This window comes from Kitasatospora sp. cg17-2, from assembly GCF_054031055.1.
Genome location: NZ_CM132923.1, coordinates 5611113 through 5632824, shown reverse-complemented (window position 1 = coordinate 5632824; position 21712 = coordinate 5611113). Strand labels below are relative to the sequence as shown.

At 73.9% G+C, this 21712-nt stretch carries 19 protein-coding genes; 4 read left to right on the top strand and 15 right to left on the bottom strand.

What is annotated here, in order from left to right:
- Window positions 1-136: 136 nt before the first annotated feature.
- The 7 genes from ACW14Y_RS23735 to ACW14Y_RS23705 form a co-directional block, all read right to left on the bottom strand.
- A complete protein-coding gene (locus ACW14Y_RS23735) occupies window positions 137-1420 on the bottom strand; it encodes a geranylgeranyl reductase family protein (RefSeq protein WP_380302902.1) in 1284 nt (427 codons plus the stop codon).
- Between the two features lie 235 nt (window positions 1421-1655).
- Window positions 1656-2348 carry a demethylmenaquinone methyltransferase gene (locus tag ACW14Y_RS23730; RefSeq protein WP_266271089.1) on the bottom strand — a complete coding sequence of 231 codons (693 nt, stop codon included), beginning with the start codon at window positions 2346-2348 and terminating at the stop codon, window positions 1656-1658.
- Between the two features lie 248 nt (window positions 2349-2596).
- Window positions 2597-3184, bottom strand: coding sequence for a hypothetical protein (locus tag ACW14Y_RS23725; protein WP_266271088.1), 588 nt, complete (start codon window positions 3182-3184; stop codon window positions 2597-2599).
- A 318-nt stretch (window positions 3185-3502) separates the two neighbouring features.
- Complete coding sequence (locus tag ACW14Y_RS23720) at window positions 3503-4201, bottom strand: hypothetical protein (RefSeq protein ID WP_456983410.1); 699 nt, start codon at window positions 4199-4201, stop codon at window positions 3503-3505.
- A gap of 102 nt (window positions 4202-4303) precedes the next feature.
- Complete coding sequence (gene mqnC / locus ACW14Y_RS23715) at window positions 4304-5527, bottom strand: cyclic dehypoxanthinyl futalosine synthase (protein ID WP_380302875.1); 1224 nt, start codon at window positions 5525-5527, stop codon at window positions 4304-4306.
- Window positions 5528-5703: 176 nt separating this feature from the next.
- The gene (locus tag ACW14Y_RS23710) at window positions 5704-7518 is read right to left on the bottom strand and encodes a serine/threonine-protein kinase (protein WP_456983408.1); all 1815 of its coding nucleotides are present in this window, start codon (window positions 7516-7518) and stop codon (window positions 5704-5706) included.
- A 142-nt stretch (window positions 7519-7660) separates the two neighbouring features.
- A complete protein-coding gene (locus ACW14Y_RS23705) occupies window positions 7661-8599 on the bottom strand; it encodes a menaquinone biosynthetic enzyme MqnA/MqnD family protein (RefSeq protein WP_380384705.1) in 939 nt (312 codons plus the stop codon).
- Window positions 8600-8955: 356 nt separating this feature from the next.
- Between ACW14Y_RS23705 and ACW14Y_RS23700 the strand changes: the two genes are divergently transcribed.
- The gene (locus tag ACW14Y_RS23700; protein WP_030393541.1) at window positions 8956-9159 is read left to right on the top strand and encodes a cold-shock protein; all 204 of its coding nucleotides are present in this window, start codon (window positions 8956-8958) and stop codon (window positions 9157-9159) included.
- A 347-nt stretch (window positions 9160-9506) separates the two neighbouring features.
- Here ACW14Y_RS23700 and ACW14Y_RS23695 read toward each other — a convergent pair whose 3' ends face one another.
- A complete protein-coding gene (locus tag ACW14Y_RS23695; protein WP_380302881.1) occupies window positions 9507-10862 on the bottom strand; it encodes a dicarboxylate/amino acid:cation symporter in 1356 nt (451 codons plus the stop codon).
- A 436-nt stretch (window positions 10863-11298) separates the two neighbouring features.
- Here ACW14Y_RS23695 and ACW14Y_RS23690 point away from each other — a divergent pair, with 436 nt between their 5' ends.
- Window positions 11299-12537 (top strand): MFS transporter, encoded by a 1239-nt coding sequence (locus tag ACW14Y_RS23690; RefSeq protein WP_380302883.1) that lies wholly within the window; start codon window positions 11299-11301, stop codon window positions 12535-12537.
- Window positions 12538-12795: 258 nt separating this feature from the next.
- On the opposite strand, the gene ACW14Y_RS23685 is transcribed toward ACW14Y_RS23690, so the two are convergent.
- From ACW14Y_RS23685 to ACW14Y_RS23665, 5 genes are all read right to left on the bottom strand, one after another.
- Window positions 12796-13980 (bottom strand): LacI family DNA-binding transcriptional regulator, encoded by a 1185-nt coding sequence (locus tag ACW14Y_RS23685; RefSeq protein ID WP_456983405.1) that lies wholly within the window; start codon window positions 13978-13980, stop codon window positions 12796-12798.
- An 11-nt stretch (window positions 13981-13991) separates the two neighbouring features.
- A complete protein-coding gene (locus ACW14Y_RS23680; RefSeq protein WP_380302887.1) occupies window positions 13992-14366 on the bottom strand; it encodes a DUF4229 domain-containing protein in 375 nt (124 codons plus the stop codon).
- A 110-nt stretch (window positions 14367-14476) separates the two neighbouring features.
- Window positions 14477-15004, bottom strand: a complete 528-nt coding sequence (locus tag ACW14Y_RS23675; RefSeq protein ID WP_380435852.1) for a GNAT family N-acetyltransferase — start codon at window positions 15002-15004, stop codon at window positions 14477-14479.
- Window positions 15005-15078: 74 nt separating this feature from the next.
- Entirely contained in the window at window positions 15079-16494 is a 1416-nt protein-coding gene (locus ACW14Y_RS23670; RefSeq protein WP_456983402.1) for an MFS transporter, read from the bottom strand.
- 588 nt (window positions 16495-17082) lie between these two features.
- Entirely contained in the window at window positions 17083-17652 is a 570-nt protein-coding gene (locus ACW14Y_RS23665; protein ID WP_380302893.1) for an ATP-binding protein, read from the bottom strand.
- Between the two features lie 562 nt (window positions 17653-18214).
- Here ACW14Y_RS23665 and ACW14Y_RS23660 point away from each other — a divergent pair.
- Entirely contained in the window at window positions 18215-18871 is a 657-nt protein-coding gene (locus tag ACW14Y_RS23660) for an RNA polymerase sigma factor (protein WP_456983399.1), read from the top strand.
- The gene (locus tag ACW14Y_RS23655) at window positions 18868-20088 is read left to right on the top strand and encodes a zf-HC2 domain-containing protein (protein WP_380384690.1); all 1221 of its coding nucleotides are present in this window, start codon (window positions 18868-18870) and stop codon (window positions 20086-20088) included. The genes ACW14Y_RS23660 and ACW14Y_RS23655 overlap by 4 nt, the downstream gene beginning before the upstream one ends.
- A 67-nt stretch (window positions 20089-20155) precedes the next feature.
- On the opposite strand, the gene purU is transcribed toward ACW14Y_RS23655, so the two are convergent.
- Window positions 20156-21022, bottom strand: coding sequence for a formyltetrahydrofolate deformylase (gene purU / locus ACW14Y_RS23650; RefSeq protein ID WP_375995611.1), 867 nt, complete (start codon window positions 21020-21022; stop codon window positions 20156-20158).
- Between the two features lie 155 nt (window positions 21023-21177).
- On the bottom strand, window positions 21178-21693 hold the full coding sequence (locus ACW14Y_RS23645) for an SCO4402 family protein (protein ID WP_380384687.1): 516 nt from the start codon (window positions 21691-21693) through the stop codon (window positions 21178-21180).
- Window positions 21694-21712: the final 19 nt, after the last annotated feature.

Genomic DNA, 21712 nt, shown 5'->3' with positions numbered 1-21712 from the left:
CGCGCCACCCCCAGGCGCCCGGACCCCCGCACGGGCCCGCACGGGCCCGCCGGGAGGCCGCCGGGAGGCCGCCGGACGCGCCCGCAGCCGGGCCCGCGGCCGGACCCGCAGCCGGGCCCGAGCCCCCGCCGGTCGGTCAGGCGTTGGGCGCGACCTTGGCCAGGCCGTTGATGACGCGGTCCATCGCGTCGCCGCCCTGCGGGTCGGTGAGGTTGGCCAGGAGCTTGAGGACGAACTTCATCAGCATCGGGTGGGTCAGCCCCCGCTGGGTCGCGAGCTGCATGACCTTCGGGTTGCCGATGAGCTTCACGAAGGCGCGGCCCAGCGTGTAGTAGCCGCCGTAGACGTCCTTGAGGATCCGCGGGTAGGCCTGGAGCGCGCGCTCCCGACCGGCCTCGGTCACCCGGGCGTGGGCCTGGACGATCACCCCGGCGGCGATCTGACCGGATTCCATCGCGTAGGCGATGCCCTCGCCGTTGAACGGGTTGACCATGCCGCCCGCGTCGCCGACCAGCAGCAGGCCTCGGGTGTAGTGCGGCTGCCGGTTGAAGGCCATCGGCAGCGCGGCGCCCCGGATCGGGTCGGTCATGTTCTCGGGGGTGTAGCCCCACTCCTCCGGCATGCTCGCGCACCAGGCCTTGAGGACCTCGCGCCAGTCCAGCTCACCGAAGGCGGGCGAGGAGTTGAGGATGCCCAGACCGACGTTGGAGGTGCCGTCGCCCATGCCGAAGACCCAGCCGTAGCCGGGCAGCAGCTTGCGCTCCCCGGCCCGGGTGTCCCACAGCTCCAGCCAGGACTCCAGGTAGTCGTCGTCGTGGCGCGGCGAGGTGAAGTAGGTGCGGTAGGCGACGCCCATCGGGCGGTCCTCCCGGCGGTGCAGGCCCATGGCGAGCGAGAGCCGGGTGGAGTTGCCGTCGGCCGCCACGACCAGCGGGGCGCGGAAGGTCACCGGCCGCTTCTCGTCGCCGAGCTTGGCGGTGACACCGACGATCCGGCCGGTCCGCTCGTCCAGCACCGGGCCACTGACGTTGCAGCGCTCGTAGAGCCGGGCCCCGGCCTTCTCCGCCTGACGGGCGAGCAGCTCGTCGAAGTCGGCCCGCTTGCGGACCAGACCGTAGTCCGGGAAGGCCGACAGCTCGGGCCAGTCCAGCTCCAGCCGGATCCCGCCGCCGATGATCCGCAGCCCCTTGTTGTGCAGCCAGCCGTTCTCGGTCGACACGTCGATGCCCATGTCCACCAGCTGCTTGGTGGCCCTCGGGGTCAGGCCGTCGCCGCAGACCTTCTCCCGGGGGAAGCTGGTCTTCTCCAGCAGCAGCACGTCCAGACCGGCCTGCGCGAGGTAGTACGCGGTGGTGGCGCCGGCCGGGCCCGCGCCGACCACGATGACGTCCGCGGTGCTCTCCACAACGCTTGCGCTCAGGTCAACGGCGGTCTCGGACACGGTGGGCACACTCCTGCTGGGGGTCGACCGGCCGGCGGGGGCCGGCGCGGCTGGGCTTGGACGAGTCTATGAGCTGCGGACGGCGCTTCGGCCGGTCCCGGCGGGGCGCCGACGGGCCTGACCAGCCCGACCGACCGGCGACCGGACCGGCTGGACCACCCGCGACCGGCCGCGACCGGCCACCGCCGACCGGCGACCAGCCGCCGGCGACCGGTCAGACCTTGTGGGCCCGGTGCAGGGCGACGATCCCACCGGTCAGGTTGCGCCAGGCCACCTTGGACCAGCCGGCCTCCTGGAGCCGGGCGGCCAGCGCGGGCTGGTCCGGCCACTCCCGGATGGACTCGGCGAGGTAGACGTAGGCGTCCGGGTTGCTGCTCACCGCAGTGGCGACCGGGGGCAGCGCACGCATCAGGTACTCGGTGTAGACGGTCCGGAACGGCGTCCAGGTCGGCGTCGAGAACTCGCAGATGACCAGCTTGCCGCCGGGCTTGGTGACCCGGTACATCTCGCTCAGCGCGGCCTCGGTGTCGTGGACGTTGCGCAGCGCGAAGGAGATCGTCACCGAGTCGAACATGTTGTCGGCGAACGGCAGTCGGGTGGCGTCCCCTGCGGTCAGCGCCAGTTCGGGGTGGCGGCGCTTGCCCTCGGCGAGCATGCCGACCGAGAAGTCGCACGGGACGACCTTGGCCCCGGCCTCCGCGAAGGGGAGCGAGGAGGTGCCGGTACCGGCCCCCAGGTCGAGCACGACGTCCCCCGGCCCGGCGTCCACCGCCTCGGCCACCGCGCGGCGCCAGGCGCGGGCCTGGCCGAGCGAGAGCACGTCGTTGGTGCGGTCGTACTTGGCCGCGACGTCGTCGAACATGGCGGCGACTTCGTGCGGCTGCTTGTCCAGGGAGGCTCGGGTCACGCCCCCATTGTTCACCCTGGCTCCGGCGATCCGGGCAAGGGGGCGCCTTCCGGACAGTCCGGGAACAGCACCGGCCCCCCATGGCCACGTTCTCGAAGCACTCGGAGGGCGCGCGGAACCACCCTCACGCCCCCAGAACCCGACTCTCCCAGCACCCGACTCCCACAGGACCCGACCCGCAGCATCCGACCCCACAGCACTCGACCCCGCAGGCCCGGACCCCACGGGCCCGGATCGCCCACGCGCCCTCAGTGCAGGGCGCGTCGTCCGCCCGAGCGGCGCCGACGGCGCGAACGCTTGCCCTGGGTTATCGCGGGCATCCCGTCGGCCAGCGCACCGGTCGCCAGGGCGACCGTGGTGGCGAACCGGTTCTGCCCGCTCCGCACCGCCACCGCCCGCCGGTGCCGCCGGATCCGCAGCATGCAGACCGCGAACAGCAGCACCGCCACCGGCACGCTGAACCGGGCCAGGCCGACGCCGACCGGCTGCGGATAGGTGTCGCCGCAGATCCGCACCGCGCGCGGGTCGTCGGCCGCGTGCTCAAGACACACCCCGTCGCCGACCTTGGCACCGTCGGCCAGCGGCAGCGCGGTGGCGGTGTGATGCTGACCCCCGGCCTGGTAGCTGACGGTGCTGTAGGAGCCACCACCGCCCGGAAGCTGGGTCACCAGGCCCTCGACCCGCACCGGGTGGGCTCCGATCCGGTCGGCCTGCTCGGCCTGACGCCACCCCAGCAGGCACATCCCGACGGCCAGCACGGCGCTGAGCACGGCGGTGATGTACCAGCCACGGCCCAACCGCGGGGATCGCTGCGGGGGGACGGTCGCGGATCGCATGGTTCCTGTCCTGGCGTGCGTTCGGAGCCTGGGACGGGGCCCCGCCGCCCGCGGGAACGGGCGAGGTGTGGTGAGGGTACGGACTGAGCTGAGCCGGATGCTATCCGCTGGCGGGCCTTCAGGTCACGGCGGAGGGAGAATCAGGCCACCGGGACGGAGCCGAAGTTCGACGGCATACGAAGCAAGTCTCCTGTGTCGCACGGGAGTACGGACCACCAGGGAAAAATCGGACGCCTACCGACGAGTAGGCGACACGCGCCGCGAAAACGCCCGCCGACGGACAGCGGGACCAACAACCCGAACGGACGCGGACGACGCTCAGCGGCGCCGGAACACCAGCCGCCCCCCGAGCACCGTCGCACGGCACCCGCCCGCCCTCGGACCGTCCCCACCGGGGGCGACCGCGAACACCGCGAAGTCCGCCCGGCCGCCCACCACCAGCCGGCCGTGCACGGCCTCGGCGAACGACAGCCCCACCAGCGGATCCAGCGACCACACCGCCCCCACCGCGCCCACCGCGCCCGGAAGGCCAACCGGCGAAAGGCCCACCATCGGGAGGCCCACCGGCTCGGCGGAGCCCGCCCCCGGCAGCGCGACCAGCCCCGAACGGGCCACCGCCGTCCGTACCGAGGCACGCTCGAACGGCCCGGCCACCGCCGTCACCCCGAACCCGAGCATGCGCTGCAGCCCACGCCGCGCGCTCGCCCCGCACCGCGCCTCGTCCGTCTCCCCCACCAGGCCGTCCGGCACCGGCGCGTCCCCGAGTTCCTCGCGCGGGTCGGGGTGGTACGCCCGTTCCAGCAGCCGGTGCCCGTCCGGGTGCCGCAGCCCCGGGCCGAGCAGCGCGTCACCCCAGTCCCGGACCCGGGCCGTCGGCTGCGCCGCCGCCAGCTCCGGGTACGGGCCGACCGCCTCGACCAGCGCGTCGCGCACCAGCACCGCCCCGTCGACGTGGGACGGGGCGGTGGGATCGGCCGGGTCGGGCAGCACGAGAGCGGCCCGGTGCAGGGTCAGCACGGCGGTGCGGGAGCCTCAGCAGGAATCAGCGGTCAGCGGTCAGGTACCAGCGGTCAGGCGCCGGCGGTCAGGTACCGGCGCTCAGGTGCCGGCAACCAGGTGTCAGCGGTTGTCGAGGATCTTCAGCTCGGGGTGCGCCGTGCCGCCCGCGATCGCGGTGGAGGCGATGTGCGAGGCGACCCGGGGGTCGACCGGGTCGTTGGCCGGGTCGTCCAGCACCCGCAGGTGCTGGTAGGTGGTCGAGCGCTGGGCGGGGACACGGTCCGCGGTCCGGATCAGGTGGATCAGCTCGGTGAGGTTGGAGCGGTGCTTGGCACCGGCCGCCGAGACCACGTTCTCCTCCAGCATGACCGAGCCGAGGTCGTCCGCGCCGTAGTGCAGCGACAGCTGGCCGGCCTCCTTGCCGGTGGTCAGCCAGGAGCCCTGGATGTGGGCGACGTTGTCGAGGAACAGGCGGGCGATGGCGATCATCCGCAGGTACTCGAAGACGGTCGCCTGGGTCGAACCCTGGAGCTTGTTGTTCTGCGGCTGGTAGGTGTACGGGATGAAGGCGCGGAAGCCGCCGGTGCGGTCCTGCACGTCGCGGATCATCCGCAGGTGCTCGATCCGCTCGGCGTTGGTCTCGCCGGTGCCCATCAGCATGGTGGAGGTGGACTCGACACCCAGCTTGTGGGCGGCCTCCATGATCTCCAGCCAGCGCTCGCCCGACTCCTTGAGCGGCGCGATCGCCTTGCGCGGGCGCTCGGGCAGCAGCTCGGCCCCGGCACCGGCGAAGGAGTCCAGACCCGCCTTGTGGATCCGGGTGATGGCCTCCTCGATCGAGACGCCCGAGATCCGCGCCATGTGGTCGACCTCGGAGGCGCCCAGCGAGTGGATGACCAGCTGCGGGAAGTCCGCCTTGATCGCCGAGAAGGCGCGCTCGTAGTACTCGACGCCGTAGTCCGGGTGGTGGCCGCCCTGGAACATGATCTGGGTACCGCCCAGCTCGACGGTCTCCGCGCAGCGGCGCAGGATCTCCTCGAGGTCGCGGGACCAGCCCTTGTCGCTCTTCGGCGGCACGTAGAAGGCGCAGAACTTGCACGCCGTCACGCAGACGTTGGTGTAGTTGATGTTGCGCTCGATGATGTACGTCGCGATGTGCTCGGTACCGGCGTAGCGGCGGCGGCGCACGGCGTCGGCCGCCGAGCCGAGCGCGTGCAGGGGGGCCGAGCGGTAGAGCTCCAGCGCCTCCTCCGGGCTGATCCGGCCACCGCCGGCGGCCCGGTCGAGGACGGCCTGCAGGTCGGTGCTGGGCGCATCGAGGGTGGTCGCTGCGAGCTCGGACACCTTGCGGCCTTCTCTCTCTCGGGTACATCCGGTGCTTCCGGTACTACCGGTACTCCGCGTACTCCGGGCCGTTCGACGGTGCCGACCGCTCCGGGTACTACGACGTGCGGCGACTCCGTGCCGGGGCACCGGGTCGCATCCGGATCAGCCTACGCCAGGGCCCTCGGAGCCCTGCGTCAGCCCGTCCGCCGCAGCGTCCCGGACGGGTTCCCGGCGTTGGGGTCGGCGGAGCCGAAACGGACGGTGCCGTCCTTCTGCAGGGTGAGCGTCTCGGAGTAGGCACCGCCGGTGCACGCCCCGGGCAGCGAGGAGCGGACGAGGCGGGAGGTGAAGACCAGCTTCTCCGGCTCGGCCGAGGTGAGCGTCCAGGCACCCTCGCAGGTGATCGAGAGCAGGCCGGTCAGCTCGTTGCGGCTGGTGGTGGCCTCCTGCCCGATCGCGGCCCGGCCGATGACCAGGGTGGTGGTGCCGGCGGGAACCCCCTTCTGGGTGACCATGTCCCCGCGCCAGGTGCCGAGGAAGGCCTCGGGCACCACGTTCGGCCCCGACGGCGCGGTCGTCGCCGACGAACCGGTCGAACCGGTCGGCGAGGGTGACGGGGACGACGAGGACGAACCGGTCGGCGAGGACGACGAGGACGGTGCGACGGACCGGACCGGCGAGGGCGGCGCCTGGGTGCCCCCACCCGTCGCCCCACCGGCGGCCGAGGTCGCACCCGACGCCGTCGCCGTCGGCCCCGGGCCCGGCTCCTCCGGTCCCCACGCCAGGTACGCGCCGTACCCGCCTCCCGCGAGCACCAGCAGCACCGCGGCGGCCGCCGGCGCCGCCACACCCCGTCGCCGTCGGGGAGTCGCGTCCGCGACCCCCGACCGAGGCGCCACCGACGGCACCGGCGGCACCTCCCGCGACCCCGTCCCCGTCCCCGAAGCCCCCTCGCCCCCGGCCGACACCCCGACCCCGACCCCGACCCCGGCACCGCCCCCAGCACCGCCCCCCGTCGACGCCCCGCCGCCGCCCGTCACAAAGGTCGGCGTCCGCTCCACCGCCACCCCGCCGACGGACGCGTCCCCCTCCGGCTCCAGCCCCTCCAGGTCCAGCAGCTGCACCGCACTGCGCCCCACCGCGGCCGCCAGCGCCGGCGGCAGCCACCCGCCGCCCTGCCCCAGCCGGCCGACCGCCGAGCCGTCGGGGTCCAGCAGCTCCCGCAGCCGCCGCGGCGTCGGCCGGACGGCAGGGTCCTTGGCCAGGCAGTCCAGCACGATCGAGCGCAGCGGCCCGGGGGCCAGCCCGGTCAGGTCCGGTGCCTCGTGCACCACCCGGTAGAGCAGGACGGCCGCGCTCACCCCCTCGCCGAACGGGTGCACCCCGGTGGCCGCGTACGCGAGCACGGCGCCGAGCGAGAAGACGTCGCCGGGCGGCCCGACCGGGCGGCCGTTCGCCTGTTCCGGCGACATGAATCCGGGCGATCCGACCACGAAGCCGGACTGGGTGAGCCCGGTGGCCGCGTCGAGGGCGCGGGCGATGCCGAAGTCGATCAGCCTCGGGCCGTCCAGGGTGAGCAGCACATTGGACGGCTTGACGTCCCGGTGCACCAGGCCGAGCCCGTGCACGTGCTCCAGCGCCTGGGCCAGGACGGCGCCCAGCGTGCGGACCGCGGGGTCGGTCAGCGGCCCGTACTCCCGGACGGCTCCGCCCAGCGCGGGGCCCGCGACGTAGCCGGTGGCCACCCAGGGGTGGGCCCCTTCGGTGTCCGCGTCGAGGACGGGGGCCGTCCACGTCCCGCCGACCCGGCGGGCGGCGGCCACCTCCTGCCGGAACCGGGCCCGGAACTCGGCGTCCTCGGCGAGTTCGCCGCGGACCACCTTGACCGCCACTGTGCGGCCGCCCGCCGTCCGGCCGAGGTAGACCCGGCCCATGCCGCCCGCGCCGAGCCGGCGCAGCAGCCGGTACGCGCCCACCTGCCGCGGGTCGTCCGCTCCCAGTGCCTGCATCCCCCGCACGCTCCCGTCACCCGCCCGGCCCGCCGCCGGGGCCCGCTCGGGTGCAGACGCTATCGGGCGGCGGGCGGACGCCGTGCCACAACCCGCTTCCTCCCGGGGCGGCCCGCCGTCCCGGGAGGAAGCGGGGTCGGGCTCAGACCACCAGCGGCGCGGGCTCCAGCAGCGCCGGCTCCAGCGGCTCCACCGGCGCGGGCTCCAGCAGCCGGACGGCCACATCGGGTGCGAACCCGCTGTCGTGCGCGACCCGCCGGGCGAACTCGGCCACCCCGGCCAACTGCCGCTCGCCGAGCGAGAAGTCCAGGGCCTCGCTGAAGTACCGTTCCAGCACCTCCGCGTCGAAGGCCTCCCAGCGGGCCGCGTGCGTCGCCACCTCGCGGGCCTCGACCAGCGAGAGGTCCCGGGACTCCAGGAAGGCGCGGTGGACGGCCGAGGTCAGCTCGGGCCGGCGCTCGGCGAAGTCGCGGCGGGCGGCCCAGACGGCGAAGACGAACGGCAGCCCGGTCCACTCCTTCCACATCTCGCCCAGGTCGTGCACGGTCAGGCCGCGTTCGGCCGCCTGTCCCAGGTAGGCGCGCAGCGCCGGGTCGCCGATCAGCACGGCCGCGTCGGCCTCGGCGAGCATCGCCTCCAGGTCGGGCGGGCAGCTGTAGTACTCCGGCCGCACCCCCTCCCGCTCCTCCAGCAGCAGGCGGGCGAGCCGGACGGAGGTCCGGCTGGTGGAGCCGAGGGCGACCTTCCGGCCGTCCAGCTCGGCGAGCGGCACCTTGCTGACGATCACGCAGGACATCACCGGGCCGTCGCTGCCCACGGCGATGTCGGGGAGCACGAGCAGTTCGTCCGCGTGGCGCAGGTACTCCACACAGGTGATCGGACCGATGTCCAGCGAACCCGCGACCAGCTGGTCGCTGAGCTTCTCCGGCGTGTCCTTGGTGAGATCCAGGTCGAGCAGATTGCCGGTCCTGGCCAGCCCCCAGTAGAGGGGTACGCAGTTCAGGAACTGAATATGCCCCACTCGGGGCCGGACCGGGGTGTTCTCCCGGGCCTCCCGCGTTTCCTCGTCCGGTACTGCCACCGCGCCGCTCCCTTACTGTTCGTGCGCCTCCCCGCAGGGTATGCCCGCTGGTCGGGAAGGTCCGCACCACCCTTCCGTGACGCACCGTGCCGATCACCGCAACCGCCTTACGACACGCGGTGTCCAGCACGCAAGTCACCCCTGGTCGTCACAGCAGCCGCATGCTAGCGTTGCCCTCAGTTGCAGTTTGATTCCCCTTGCAGTACTTGAAGCCTGCGGAGCATGTAACCGCAGGCTTTTTGTAGTTTTTCAGCAATATCGAAAACTCCGGACCCGTCCGGAGGCAGGGCGATCAGCGCAGCGGACCGGGTGCCACACGGTGTGGTCCCCGATACGTCCCTCGCAAGGAGAACGGCATGGCTCAGGGAACCGTCAAGTGGTTCAACGCTGAGAAGGGCTTCGGCTTCATCGCCCAGGATGGCGGCGGCCCCGACGTCTTCGTCCACTACTCCGCCATCAACGCGAGCGGTTTCCGCTCGCTGGAGGAGAACCAGGCGGTCAGCTTCGACGTCACCCAGGGTCCGAAGGGCCCGCAGGCGGAGAACGTCACCCTTGTCTGAATCATCCTCGATGAGGATCTGATCGCTCGGGACCCGTCGGGTCCGCCGTCGGCCGCAGGGCCGTCACGGTGAGCACAAGAGCAGCAGTACCCAAGGGGGCCCGCCTTTCGGCGGGCCCCCTGCCTTTTCCGGGCCCGGCGCGGGACACGGCCCCGCCGCCCGCGGCCCCGCACCCCGCGATGCCCGGGGCGCGCGCACGGCAACGCTCGCGCACAACAACGCTCGCGCGTACGACAACGCGCGCACGACAACACCCGCACCGCAACGCGCGTACGACAACGCGCGTACGACAACGGCCCCCTCGCCCGTTCACCGGGAGAGGGGGCCGCGTCCGTGCGGGGCGGGCGTCAGGCCGTCGCGGGGGCCTTGCCGCCGGCCTGGGCCGGAACGGTGGCCCGGGCCGAGGCCGGGGCGTCGTCGTAGAGGTCACCGGCCGGGTTGTTGTACGCGACCAGGTCGAGCGTCTTCTCCCGGGCCGAGACCACGATCGGCACCAGGGCCTGGCCGGCGACGTTGGTCGCGGTGCGGACCATGTCGAGGATCGGGTCGATGGCCAGCAGCAGACCGACGCCCTCCAGCGGCAGACCCAGGGTGGAGAGGGTCAGCGTCAGCATCACGATCGCACCGGTCAGACCGGCGGTGGCGGCCGAGCCGATCACCGAGACGAAGGCGATCAGCAGGTAGTCCTTGATGCCGAGGTCGATGCCGTACACCTGGGCGACGAAGATCGCGGCCAGCGAGGGGTAGATCGCGGCGCAGCCGTCCATCTTGGTGGTGGCGCCGAACGGGACGGCGAAGGAGGCGTACTCGCTCGGGACGCCGAGCCGCTCGGTGACCCGGCGGGTGACCGGCAGGGTGCCGACCGAGGAGCGGGAGACGAAGGCCAGCTGGATGGCGGGCCAGGCACCCTTGAAGAAGTTGACCGGGTTGAGGCCGGCGGCGAACTTCAGCAGCAGCGAGTACACGCCGAACAGCACCAGGGCGCAACCGACGTAGACGTCGACGGTCAGCGTCGCGAACGGCTCCAGCAGGTCCCAGCCGTACTTGGCGACGGACTTGCCGATCAGGCCGAGGGTGCCGAGCGGCGAGAGCCGGATGACCCACCAGAGCGCGGTCTGGATCAGTTCGAGCACCGACTCGCTGAGCTTGAGCACCGGCTCGGCCTTGGCGCCGAGCTTGATGATCGCGGCGCCGGCCACGATCGCCAGGAAGACGATCTGGAGGACCTCGACCTCGGTGAAGGCGGTGACGATGTTGGTCGGGAAGATCCCGGTGAGGAAGTCGATCCAGCTGCCGGTGGACTTCGGCGCCTTGAGGCCCTCGGTCTTGAGGTTGGTGCCCTCGCCCGGGTTGGTGAGCAGGCCGAGGCCGAGGCCGATGGCCACCGCGATCAGCGAGGTGATCGCGAACCAGAGCAGGGTGCGGACGGCCAGCCGGGCGGCGTTGGTGACGTTCCGCAGGTTGGCGACGCTGACCAGGATCGCGGTGAAGACCAGCGGCGGGACGGCGAGCTTCAGCAGCTGGACGAAGATCCGGCCGATGGTCTCCAGGGTGGTGGCCAGCCAGGAGATGTCGGCCGCGCGGGCCAGGTAACCGAGGGCGACGCCGAGCACGAGGCCGGCGACGATCTGGGCCCAGAAGGGCGTCTTGCGGATTCTGGCGAGCACGGACGGCGACGAGGTCGCCTCGGGCGCTGTGGACATGACGGTGCGGCTCCGGGGGAGGCGTGACTGACGGTGTGGCGGTGGGGGGCGGGAAAGGCGGCACGGCGGGAGCCGGACGGGAAGGGAACCGGCCCCGATCAGGGGCGTGCCGCCTGAATACAGCTCATGGCGCGACAACGGCGCGGGCTGTCCACAGCACCGGACAGACGCCCGCGGGCGGCACCGGGCTGCGAGCCCAGGCCGTGCGCCGAACGTGCGTCTGAGGTGGTCATGGGCGACACGTTAGCAGTAAAGGTTTGAGATGTTCAAAGTAGTTGTTTGAGTTCCGGACGCGAAGGATCCCTGGGCGACAGCGGGGGCCCCCGAGGGGGCCTGGGAGGCGCTCCGCACGGGCCCGATTGACCGCTCAGCAGTTATACGTATAACTTGGAGAGCATCCCCGCCCGCCCCCTGCCCAGACCGGAGAATCCCGCCCATGGGCTACCTCGCCCTGCTCCGCGCCCCGCACGTCGGCCGCCTGCTCTTCGGCACCCTGCTCGGCCGCCTCCCGGCCGGCATGACCGCCCTGGTGATCGCCCTCGCGCTGCGCGACGCCGGCGCGCCCTACAGCCGGATCGGGCTGGCCACCGCCGCGTACGCGATCGCGGCGGCCATCGGCGGGCCGGTGCTCGGCCGGATCGTGGACCGCACCGGGCAGCCGCGCGTCCTGCTGGTCTCGGCGGTGATCGCCGGCGGCGGGTACGCCCTGCTGGCGCTGGCCCCGGCCTCCGCGGTCTCCGCCACCGTCGGCGCCGCGGTCGCCGGACTGGCGATGCCCCCGCTCGAACCCTGCCTGCGCTCGCTCTGGCCGGACGTCGTCGAGGAGAAGCAGCTCGACACCGCCTACGCCTTCGACTCCGCCTCCCAGCAGATCCTCTACGTCGCCGGCCCGCTCGCGGTGGCCGGCATCGCGGGCACCGCCGGCCCGGTCACGGCGCTCTGGGTGGCGGCCGGACTCGGCCTGGCCGGGGCACTCGTGGTCGCCACCACCGCACCGGCCCGCGCCTGGCAGGCGCCGCCGCGCGCGCACTCGGCGGGCCTGCTCGGACCGCTGCGCTCCCCCGGCCTGGTCCTGCTGCTGATCGGCCTGGCCGGCGCCGGCTGGGCGGTCGGCGCGCAGAACGTGCTGTTCATCGCCTACGCCGAGGCCCAGCACGGGAGCGGCCTGCCCGGTGGCGCCGGGAGCCTGCTGGCCCTCGCGGCACTCGGCGGCCTGCTCGGCGCTCTCGCCTACGGCGCGGTGCGGTGGCGCAGCTCGACGGCCACCCGGACCTGGCTGATGGCGCTCGGCATGGCCGTCAGCTACCTGCCGCTGGTGCTGGTCCCGGGCCCGGCCGTGATGGCCGTCCTCGCCTTCGTCTCCGGCATCGCGCTGGCTCCGCTGCTGGCGGCGGCCTTCGTGCTGGTCGCCGAGCTGGCCCCGCAGGGGACCGTGACGGAGGCGTTCGCCTGGCTGGTCACGCTCTTCGCGACCGGGAACTCGCTGGGCTACGCGGTCTCCGGCCACCTCGCGGAGGGGTCGCTGCGCTCGGTGGCGCTCTGCGCGGCCGGCGGGATCGGCCTGGGCGGGCTGCTGCTGTTCGGCGCCCGCCGCTGGATCCGCCCGGTCGGCGGGGCCTCGGCCGGGACGCACCCGCTGCCCGCCGCCGAGCCGGTACCGGTGCCGGTGGGCTGAGGCCCGCCGCATTCCCATGGACGTGGCTGCACCTGTCGGGCCGGTGGTCTGGCTGACGGGTGCAGCCACTTTTTTTTCGTGCCCGCTCCGGCCCGCGTCGTCGGGCCGTCGTGCCCGCTCCGGTCCGCGCCGGCACTTCGTCGCACCACTCCGGTCCGCGCCGGCACCGCGCGCCCGTCCGCCCCGCACGCGCGCCCGTGCGCCCCGGGCGGCGGGAGCGAAGGGGCCCGCGCGGACCGGAGCGGGTGGCCGTCGGGGTCAGTGCTCCCGGGCGACCGGGGCGGTGGAGGAGCGCAGCACCAGCGAGGTGGCGAGCGGCGGCACGGGTGCGACCGCCTCGCCCCGGAGCAGTCCGGCGAGCGCCGCCACCCCGGCCCGGCCCAGTTCCTCACCGGGCAGGTCGACCGTGGTGAGCGGCGGGGTGAGCAGGGCGGCCACCGGGACGTTGTCGATCCCGACCACGGAGAGGTCGGCGGGCACCCGCAGGCCCCGCTCGGCCGCGGCCTGGTAGACGCCGGCGGCGACCACGTCGTCGTCGCAGATCACCGCGTGCGGCCGGTCCGGCAGTTCCAGCAGCCGGTGGGCGACCTCGCGGGCGGCGGCCTGGCCCTCGTTCAGGCTGACACCGAGTTCGACCGCGTCCAGGCCCAGCGCCAGGACCGTCTCCTCGAAGGCCGCCTGGCGGACCCGGAAGGTGTACGCGGCGTGGGTGGAGCGGAGCCTGGCGATCCGGCGGTGGCCGAGGGCGGCGAGGTGGGCGACGGCGGCCCGCATCCCGCCGCCGACGTCCAGTTCGACGGTCGGACGGGCCCGGTCGGTGCCGGGGTCGGCGTCCAGGAAGACGACGGGGGTGTCGGCGGGCAGTTCGCCGAGCTGGCTGTCGTCCGGGGAGCAGATCAGCAGGCCGTCGAAGCGACTGGTGGTGGCGGCCTCGGCGAGGGTGGCGCTCCCCCAGCCCGAGCTGACCACGACGGCCAGGCCGTGCTTGCCGGCCTCCTCGTGGACGCCCTCCAGCACCCGGCCGAAGAACGGGCCGAGGATGTTGGGCACGGCCAGCAGGATCATGCCGCTGCGGCCGAGCCGGAGTTGACGGCCGGCGGCCTGCGGCCGGTAGCCGAGGCCGCGGGCGGCCTCCCGGACCCGCTCACGGGTGGCGTCGGAGACGCGGCGGCCCGCCTCCGAGCCGGAGAACACCAGCGAGACGGTGGCCTGCGAGACCCCGGCCAGACGGGCGACGTCCCGACCGGTCGGGCGGCGGACCGGGGCCGGCCAGGTCCCGGCGGCCGGTCCGGGACGCCCCGGCGGCACGGCCTCCCCCGGCGCGGCGCCCTCGGGTACGGCGCCCTCCGGCACGACGTCCCCCGACTCCACGTCCGCCGACTCCACGTCCCCCGGCTCCACGTCCCCCGGCTCCGCGCCCTCCGGCGCGGCGTTCTCCGGCACGGTGGCGCGGGTCAGTTCTGCGGGGCCGAGGCGGCGGGGCCCGCGGGCGCCTTGGCGGCCTCGGCGCGCAGCGCGTCGTCCACCGCGTCCTCCTCGGCGTTCTGCGAGGCGATCCGGGAGGCCGTCCGGGTCCGGATGCCGTCCACCCGGCCGGAGATCTCGACCGACATCTCGTCACGCTGCCGGCTGAGCAGCACATAGCTGAGCGGCGCCGAGACGACGGCGGCCAGCAGGAAGAGGAAGATCACCCCGGCCTCGCCGGAGACCGGGATCACCTGGAAGTGGCCGAGGATCAGCGCGACCAGCAGGCAGCCCAGGAAGACGGAGACCCGCATCGAGGTGTAGCGGAGTGTGGCGTGCGACTTCTTGCTCACATTGCTGCTCACCGGGGACACATCCTTCACTGCGCTGGGACCGGCCGGTCTCCCAGTGAAGCATGCCCGACGGGCCCGGCGGGGAACGGGTCCCGCCCCGGACCGCCCCGGCGCGGCCGTGATCAGCCCAGGTCGCGCCACATGATGACATCGTCCCGGTCGTCGCCGGGGACGACCCGGATGGCACCGGGCACCCGGCCGACCTCGACGTAGCCGCTGCGGAGGTAGAAGGACTCCAGGCCGAGCCCGCCCCGCACCTGGAGCTTCAGCCCGGCCAGCCCCCATTCCCGGCCGATCCGCTCGGCCTCGGCCAGCAGCGCCGCGCCGTACCCGCGCCCCTGCAGCTCGGGGTGGACCATGACCTTGGAGACCAGCCGCCAGTGGTCCATCGGCCCGAACCGCATCGACTGCAGGACCAGCAGTCCGGCCAGCCGCCCGGTCCCGGTCTCCCGGGCGATCAGCAGCCGGTCCGGCCCGGCCGGGGCGAGCCCGGCGAACTGCGCCGCCCCGGCGGCCCCGACCTCCTCCTCGGTCACCCGGCGGACGAACCCGACGGCCCCGCCGGCGTTGCTGGCGGCCGTCCACAGGCTGATGACCTCGGCACGCAGCTCGGGGCCGAACACCGGGTCCAGGGTGAAACTCAACGTCATGTCCCCGGAGCCTAGCCACCCCTTACGACACTCCGGCGGCCAGCTCTGCCCAGCCCAGCTCTGCCCAGCTCAGCTCAGCTCAGGGCCGGCACAGCGCGGTCCGTCCTCCGCCCCGGTGTCCGCAGGGCGAGGCAGAGCAGCACCGCGACGGCGCAGAGCCCGCCCGCCACGTACCAGGCGAGGTCGTAGTCGCCGAGCGTGTCCCGGGCGACCCCGGCCAGGCCGGCCACCACCGCGGCGCCGATCTGGTGGCAGGCCAGCACCCAGCCGAAGACGATCGGCGCGTCCTCCCCGAAGTACTGCCGGCAGAGCGCGACGGTCGGCGGGACGGTGGCCACCCAGTCGAGTCCGTAGAAGATCACGAACGCCAGGATCGGCGGCTCCAGCGAGCCGGCGAACAGCTGCGGCAGCAGGAGCAGCGAGAGCCCGCGCAGCGCGTAGTAGACGACCAGCAGCCGTCCGGCGTCGAAGCGGTCGGTGAACCAGCCGCTGGCGACGGTGCCGATCACGTCGAAGACGCCGATCAGCGCGAGCAGGCTCGCCGCCGTGGTGACCGGGAGGCCGTGGTCGTGGGCGGCCGGGATGAAGTGGGTGCCGACCAGCCCGGCGGTGGTCGCGCCGCAGATCGCGAAGGACCCGGCCAGCAGCCAGAAGGCCCGGGTGCGGGCGGCGTCCCTGAGTACCCGCAGCGAACGGGCCAGCGCGCGCCCCTCGGCCGCCGGGGCGGGCGGGGGCTCGGTCGCGCCGTACGGGAGCAGGCCGAGATCGGCGGGCCGCTCGCGCATCAGCAGCAGCACCGGGACGGCCACCGCGCTGGCCGCCAGCGAGACCACCACGACCGCCGAGCGCCAGCCGTGCTCCTGGACCAGCCAGGCGCCGAGCGGGAGGAAGACCAGGTTGCCCGCCGCCCCGGCGGCCGTCAGCACCCCGGTCACCAGTCCCTGCCGGGCCCGGAACCAGCGGCCGGTGACGGTGGTGGCGAACGCCCCGGCCATCGAACCGCTGCCGAGGCCGACCAACACGCCCCAGCACAGCACCAGTTGCCAGGGCTCGCGCATCAGCATGGTCAGACCGGAGCCGACCGAGATGGTCAGCAGCGCGCAGACCACGATCAGCCGGACGCCGAACCGGTCCATCAGCGCGGCGGCGAACGGCGCCGTGAGGCCGTAGAGGGTGAGGTTCACCGAGGTGGCGCTGGATATCGTGCCCATCGACCAGCCGAACTCGGTGTGCAGCGCGTCCATCATCAGACTGGGCGTGGAGCGGAATCCGGCCGAGCCGAGCAGTACCAGCAGGGCGACTCCGGCCACCACCCAGGCGTAGTGCACCCGGGGGGCGCGGGCCGGGTCGGCCGGGCTCGCCGGGCCGACAAGTCCGACGGGGTCGGCGGAGTCGGCGGAGTCGGCAAGCGTGTCGGGTCCGGCGAGGTCGGCAGGGTCGACGGATCCGGCCGGAGCCGCCGTGCCGGTGGGGGCGTTCGCTTCGTTCACGCGGCCGAGTCTCCCGAAGGGGCCGTGGCGCGACGAGGGGCGGGGCTGCCAGCTTTCGTCGGTATCGGGCCAACCGGGGGGCGGGAACCGGCCGCCCGGAGTCCGTACTCCGACGGGCGGGACCGGTGGCCGAAAAGGATCGCCCGCCCTGGGTGGATCGAATGGCGGCGAGCCGCGCGCACCCCGAGCACGGCACGGCCGGCCGCCATCCGACCTCGGTGCACGGGCCCCTGAACCCGTGCGACGCCCTCCGCACTCGCCGAGGAACGGTCACCCGACCCGCCCTGCCTGCGGCCCCCCTGCTGACGTGATCCCCCTGGACAGCAGCACCGCGGCGGCGTTCGGGTGTCCCTCGGCGTCCCCTCGCGACGGAGAGCTGCACCCAAGCGTGATCAGTCGGATACGTCACGTCAATGGGTTGTCGGAAATTCGGAATGGTTGCGTCAGCTTTCGGCCCGGAGATCACCGGGGCCCGGACGGACCGTCCAGGGCCCTTCCGCAGTCGGCCGACGCCTGCCCGACGTCACTCCCCCGGCCCGCCCGACGCCCCTCCCCCGGCCCGGCCGACGCCCTCCCCCGGCCCGGCCCCTACTGCGCGAGGGCCGCCCAGTCGACGGTGGCCAGCGGGTCCACCGGCCGGGCGTCCGGGCTGATCTCGCACCAGACCCGCTTGCCCGAACCGTCCGGGTACCAGCCCCAGCGGTCGCAGAGCAGCTCGACCAGCTCCAGCCCGCGCCCGTTGGTGGCGTCGACGTCCGCGCCCGCGTGCCGGGGCGCGGGGGCGACCTGGCTGGCGTCGGCGACCTCGACCCGCAGCGGACCGACCGTCGCCGCCTCGCGCACCTCACCGCCCCCGTCCGGGGCACCGGTCGAGGACGGGAAGCCGCTCGCGCAGGCACCCGGCGAACCGGCCGCCGAGCCGTCCGGTGGCGCGCCGGGGAAGTCGCCCAGCGGGAAGCAGAGCCGCAGCACGGCCGGACACCCGGTGTGCACCACGGCGTTGGTGACCAGCTCGGAGACCACCAGCACCACCGTCTCGGCGATCGGCGCGTCCGGGTCCACGCCGTGGTTGAGCAGCCGGGAGCGGACCCACCGACGGGCCCGGCCGACCTCGGCGGGGTCCGCCTGCACCGCCAGCTGTACCTGAAGAACCTGCACCGCTCCACCACCCGCACTCGCAGTTCGGCACCGTCTCGACCGGGCCCTGGTCGCCCGGCCGGCCCGGGTACGCACCGGGCCACCGTCCTCCGGGCCGCTGTCCGCCGGGTCACCGCACGTCACGCCCGGTGCGGTGCGCCCGCACCGGCTCGTCCGTCGCTCATCGACCACGACGCGAATACGCCTCAGGATGAGTCGGCCGGCGGACCGCAGCAAGCGCTTCGGGCATATTCCAGCGATCGGGGGACGGGGCAGGGCATACTGTCCCGCTCACTCCGACGAGCCTCGGACCGGTGATCGCCCGGCCGCTCCGACCGGCCCCGGACGCAGAGGCGAACCTACCGCCGTCCGCCCCTCGCGCCGCGCCCGCCACTCGCGAACCACCCGTGCGACATATGTCCAACCAGCTTCGAACAGCACAACGGCGGGATCGGCGGCAGATCCCACGATCCGACCATCCGAAGCACCGGGCTCCGTTCTTCCCCGAATCGCTCCGCCGCCCGAACACCCCGGGATACCGTGGACGCGTCAGCGGTCGGTCCGGCAGGAGGGGTGGTGACCGGTGGCCACCACCGACGACGCCCCGCGCCGGGACGAGCAGCTGCAACGGCGCCTGGCCCGCGGCGAGGAGACCGCCCTCGGCGAGCTGTACGACCAACTCGCCCCGATGGTGCACGGATTGGCGGGCCGGATACTGGCCGACCAGTCCGCCGCGGCCCAACTCACCCGGGAGGTCTTCGCCCACGTCTGGGAGCACCCCGAGGCGTTCGACCCGTCCCGCGGCTCGCTCCGCTCCTGGCTCGGCGCACTGACCCACCGTCGCGCGGTGGACCGGCTGCGCGCCCGCCGGGCCGAGGCCGCGGGATACGCCGGGCCCGCCGAGGAGGACGAGATCCGGACGGTGGCCACCGCCGCCCGGGTCCAGTACGTGGTCTCCGCCCTGCCGCAACCGCTGCGTGAGACGATCGCGGAGTCCTACTACGACGGCCGCACCTACCAGGAGACGGCCCGTCGGCTCGGGATCAGCGAACAGGCCGCCAAACAGCGGATGCGACTGGGGCTGGCCCTGCTGGCCACCGAACTGGAGCAGGAGCGCGAGCGGCACCGGCCCTCCGCCCCGGCGGCCGGCGATCCGCGCGCCGGGCTCCCGGACGCCGGGAGCACGGAGGGGCCGGGGGCCGGCGGGAACGGGCAACGGACGGAGGGCGGAGGGACGTGACGACCACCGACGAGCGGCACGAGGCGCTGCGCTCACTGCTCGGCGCCTGGGCCCTCGGCGCCGTCCCCTCCGCCGAGGCCGCCGAACTCGAACTCCACCTGACCGACTGCCCGCAGTGCGCCGAGGAGGCCGGACGGCTCCGCGAGGCGGCCGGCTGGCTCTCCGTCGAGGAGCCGCTGGACCAGCCCGGCGCGCTGCGCCAGCAGGTGCTCGACTGGTGCCTGACCCGTCGGCCGGCGGACCTTCCGGTGCCCACCTGGGGCATGCCGTACACCGCCGAGACCGCCAAGCTCGACGCCCTGCTGCGCGACCTCGGCCCCGAGGAGTGGCAGGAGGTGGCCGAACTCCCCTGGCACGGCGGCACCGAGTACCTGCGCCCGGCCGAGGTCCTGTGCCATCTCGCCGCCGTGGACGGCTACCTGGCCGTCGCGCTCGGCCTGCCCGACCCGGTGCCGGGCGGCCCGTTCCCCGCCGGTGGGCCGACCGCCGTGCGCCGGGTCCCGCCACAGGAGGCCGCCGCCGTCCCCCGGGTGCCGCCGCAGGCGGGCCCGCCCTGGGCCCGGATCGCCGAACGCACCGCCCGGCTCACCGCCGAGCAGTCCGGGCAGCCGCCCCAGCGGATCCGCGCCCGGTGGCGCCGGCACTGCCACGAACTGGTCCGCTCGGCCGCGCTCGCCCCGCAGGGCAACACCCCGGTGGACTTCGGCTTCGCGACCGTCCCGCTGCGGGACGCCTTCGTCGACCGGGCCTTCGAGTGCTACGTGCACGGCGAGGACATCGCCCGGGCGGTCGCCTATCCGTACGACCCGCCGGCCCCGCAGCACCTGCGGCAGATGATCGACCTGGCGGTGCGGATGCTGCCGCTGGCCCTGGCCGGGCAGCGGGCGGCGCGCCCCGAACCGGCCGGCGCGACGCTCGGCGGCGCCGACGACGCCCGGCCGGACGGCTCGGGGACCGGTGCCGGGCGCCGGACCGGCCGACGGATCCGGCTGGTGATCGACGGCCCGGCGGCCGGCGAGTGGCTGATACCGCTGGACGGCCCGGACGCCGGTCCGCCCGGCGGCGAGCCGGTGGCCGCGATGGTGCTGGACGGGCTGGAGTTCTGCCAGCTGGCCGCCGCGCACCGCGACCCGGACCGGGTACCGGTCGGCGAGCACGGCGACCGGGCCGCGATCCGCGAGGTGCTGCGCGCGACGCCCCTGCTCTCCCGGCCGTAGCGAGCCGGACGGCCCGGACCGGACGGACAGGACGGACGGCTCCGACCGGACGGACGGCCCGGCCGGCTCAGGCGAAGACGACCGTCCGGCTGCCGTTCAGCAGCACCCGGTGCTCGCTGTGCCACTTCACCGCGCGCGCCAGCGCCTGGCACTCGACGTCCCGCCCGAGCGCGACCAGCTGGTCCGGGGTGACGTCGTGGGTCACCCGGGCCACCTCCTGCTCGATGATCGGGCCCTCGTCGAGGTCGGCGGTGACGTAGTGCGCGGTGGCACCGATCAGCTTCACGCCCCGGGTGTGCGCCTGGTGGTACGGCTTGGCGCCCTTGAAGCTCGGCAGGAAGGAGTGGTGGATGTTGATCACCTTGCCGGACAGCGCGGTGCAGAGGTTGTCCGAGAGCACCTGCATGTAGCGGGCCAGCACGACCAGCTCGACGTTCTCCTTGGCCACCAGGTCCAGCAGCTGCTGCTCGGCCTCGGCCTTGTTCTCCCTGGTCACCGGGATGTGGTGGAACGGGATGCCGTAGCCCTCGGTGAGGTCGCGGAAGTCGGTGTGGTTGGAGACCACCGCGGCGATCTCCACCGGCAGCGCGCCGATCCGGGTGCGGAACAGCAGGTCGTTCAGGCAGTGGCCGAACTTGCTGACCATCAGCACGATCCGCAGCTTCTGCTCGCTCGGGTGGATCTGCCAGTCCATCCCGAACGAGGCGCCGATCGCGGCGAAGCTGGCCCTCAGCTTGTCGACGGTCACCGGCTCGACCGCCGAGAAGTGCACCCGCATGAAGAACAGCCCGCTGTCCCCGTCACCGAACTGCTGGCTGTCGATGATGTTGCACCCGGTCATGAAGAGGTAGCTGGAGACCGCGTGGACGATGCCCTGCTTGTCGGGGCAGGACAGCGTGAGGACGTACTGGGCGCTGGCCGGCTGCTGTTCCACGTGGGGGTATCCCGTCCTGAGCTCGTGCTGGTGTGAATGCTCCAGCGTTTCACACTCCGGGACGCCCCCAGCCGGGCTGCCCGCACTCCGGGACGGACCGGCCCGCACCGGGCACCGGCCCGGGCCGACCGGTCACCCACCGGCCCCCGGGCCGGTCAGACCTGGGTCAGGATCCGCAGGATGTCCAGCGAGCGCGGCGGCGCGTCCGGGTCCTCGCCGTCGTTGGCCGCCAGCAGGACGTGCGCCTCCCGGGCCGCCCGGACCGCCTCCGGCCAGTCCTGGTGCCCCAGGTAGGCGGCGGCCGGCGCGTCCGCACCGACCTCGTGCAGGATCTGCACGACCCGCAGCACCGCGAGGTCCACCACTGTGGCCTCGGCGGCGTCCCGGAAGATCGTGCCGATGTACTTCTCGGCGGACCAGCGGTCCAGCCAGGTGTCCTCGACCAGCCGGTAGACGGCGTCGGTCACATCGCCGTACCCCTCACGGCCGGCCAGCCAGGCCTCCCGCTGGAACCCGGGGTCGGAGAGCATGTGCAGGGCCGAGCGGAGTCGGGCCCGCCAGCGCCACCAGGGCAGGTCGTTGAGCGGCATGCCGCCCATCGTGCTGGAGCGGTGGCCCGGACGAGAAGGGTTTCGGGCAGACCGATACGAAGATTCTGTGCTGGCGGACATGGACAACGATCGTACGTTC

What these genes read in the sequence shown, in the direction of transcription:
- ACW14Y_RS23675 (WP_380435852.1), bottom strand. Translation starts at nt 15,004, where the DNA reads ATGACGTTGAGTTTCACCCTGGACCCGGTGTTCGGCCCCGAGCTGCGT.
- ACW14Y_RS23645 (WP_380384687.1), bottom strand. Translation starts at nt 21,693, where the DNA reads ATGTCCGCCAGCACAGAATCTTCGTATCGGTCTGCCCGAAACCCTTCT.
- ACW14Y_RS23700 (WP_030393541.1), top strand. Translation starts at nt 8,956, where the DNA reads ATGGCTCAGGGAACCGTCAAGTGGTTCAACGCTGAGAAGGGCTTCGGC.
- ACW14Y_RS23690 (WP_380302883.1), top strand. Translation starts at nt 11,299, where the DNA reads ATGGGCTACCTCGCCCTGCTCCGCGCCCCGCACGTCGGCCGCCTGCTC.
- ACW14Y_RS23710 (WP_456983408.1), bottom strand. Translation starts at nt 7,518, where the DNA reads ATGCAGGCACTGGGAGCGGACGACCCGCGGCAGGTGGGCGCGTACCGG.
- ACW14Y_RS23695 (WP_380302881.1), bottom strand. Translation starts at nt 10,862, where the DNA reads ATGTCCACAGCGCCCGAGGCGACCTCGTCGCCGTCCGTGCTCGCCAGA.
- ACW14Y_RS23725 (WP_266271088.1), bottom strand. Translation starts at nt 3,184, where the DNA reads ATGCGATCCGCGACCGTCCCCCCGCAGCGATCCCCGCGGTTGGGCCGT.